The organism is Pleomorphochaeta sp. DL1XJH-081, from assembly GCF_049310885.1.
Lineage (GTDB): Bacteria > Spirochaetota > Spirochaetia > Sphaerochaetales > Sphaerochaetaceae > CAYZJV01.
Genome location: NZ_JBMDYO010000215.1, coordinates 1 through 235, shown reverse-complemented (window position 1 = coordinate 235; position 235 = coordinate 1). Strand labels below are relative to the sequence as shown.

Sequence of the window (235 nt, the reverse complement as noted above, 5' to 3'; positions counted from 1 at the left end):
ATTACATCCCGGAAAGCGAACGGCATGGACACCCTTTTAGCCAGTTCACCCTTTGGTTTGGCGGCAATCTGCAAATTACGGCGATTGTCACTGGCGCTTTAGCCGTTGTGCTGGGCGGCGATGTAGTGTGGTCGCTGGTCGGGCTGCTGGTCGGTCAGATGCTGGGGGCGGCGGTGATGTCTCTGCATGCGCTGCAGGGACCGCGACTGGGACTTCCGCAAATGATCCTTAGTCG

At 58.7% G+C, this 235-nt stretch carries 1 protein-coding gene; it reads left to right on the top strand.

The window, feature by feature from the left end:
* Nucleotides 1-235 (top strand): cytosine permease (locus tag ACODJP_RS14510; RefSeq protein ID WP_422482703.1); only part of this gene is annotated, 235 nt, incomplete at both ends.